The organism is Actinoplanes sp. NPDC004185, from assembly GCF_053603475.1.
In genome coordinates this window covers 1-1173 of sequence record NZ_JBSGFR010000135.1, presented here as the reverse complement: position 1 = coordinate 1173, position 1173 = coordinate 1, and the positions used below count along the sequence as shown (strand labels likewise).

Annotated in this window: 1 protein-coding gene; it reads left to right on the top strand. The window is 52.1% G+C overall.

Annotated features, from left to right (window positions below; translation table 11 throughout):
• Positions 1-330: 330 nt before the first annotated feature.
• On the top strand, positions 331-1173 hold an 843-nt coding region (locus tag ACWEOZ_RS44385; RefSeq protein WP_451916680.1), incomplete at its 3' end, for a hypothetical protein.

The following is a 1173-nucleotide window of genomic DNA, read 5'->3' as shown; positions in this document are numbered from 1 at the left end:
AGCCAGGCGGCTCAATGAGCGTCCGCGAAAGACACTAGACTTCGATACACCGGCTGAGAGATTTCATCAATTCGTTGCATCGACGGGTTGAATCCGCAAGGTACACGGGCCATTGGAGCAGTCGATCGGGATGGCAAGTGCTCGGCCCTCTGACATTGAGACGGGCTGAGTTCTACGTCAGCAATGTGCCGGATTGTTGAGCATGGGGGCGTCGAGCGGCCGTACCCGCCGTGGTAACTGGACGGCCAAGCCCCCCCCTGTTTCGCGTCCTTGGTTTTTGACGTCTCGGCTCGAGCACAATGGATCAACACGCGTCTAGGAGAAGAGTATATGGATATTGATAGAGGGATCGATTCCGCTCAGAAAGCAGAGAAGGTTCTCGATGCGTTGGAATCGGGAAAACTGAAGTTGCGTCCACAAGATAGGTTCTGGGCTGACCAGCTACGCGTTTTACCGAGAGGTATTACCGGACTCCTTAATATTTCAAAGCTAACACCAGACGTGCTGGCGATTATTCGAGCCACTGCCCTGGCGTTGACTCATCTGGAACAAGCGGAAGAAAAGGTAGACAATGAATCACCTCTTCCAATTCTTGACGCCCAGTGCATGCTGTTTCGACTCTACGAAGAGCTCTTTGTAGCGCTGACGGGTGTGCCGTCCGGCAAGGTCGGTTCAGAGCAGGAAATTAAACTGCGAATGCTGGCACGGTTCGGAGATGGCAACATAGCCCATTTTGACGAAATCAATGCGGCAGCTGGTGAACTAGAACAGTTCTACCGCGAAAATTCAGCGTCAATGTTTCGTGCCGGAAAATCACTTGGTGGTATTAAAGTGGTATCGGGCGGTCAGCGGCGCTACGGGCCGTCAGCACTTTCGGCAACTCGGATCGCTGGTCTGTATTGCGACACCCAATTGATACCCGATCCGGTTTGGCCTTTTTTTGCAGAAAACCTTCACCTCAATGCGTTGCACTTACAACTAGCTATCGCGTTATTTTGTATTCTGCAACTTCGTCCACTGGTGGACGCACGACTTTCGGTACCTCCAATCTTGGTCTTCCCTAGTTTCGAGGAGAGATTGGAGGCAAATGACGCAATGACTCAGGCTGGCATCGCATCTCTTGCCGTAAAAGTTATCGTCCCCGCTTGTAACGCGAATATGAGTACGATCGAC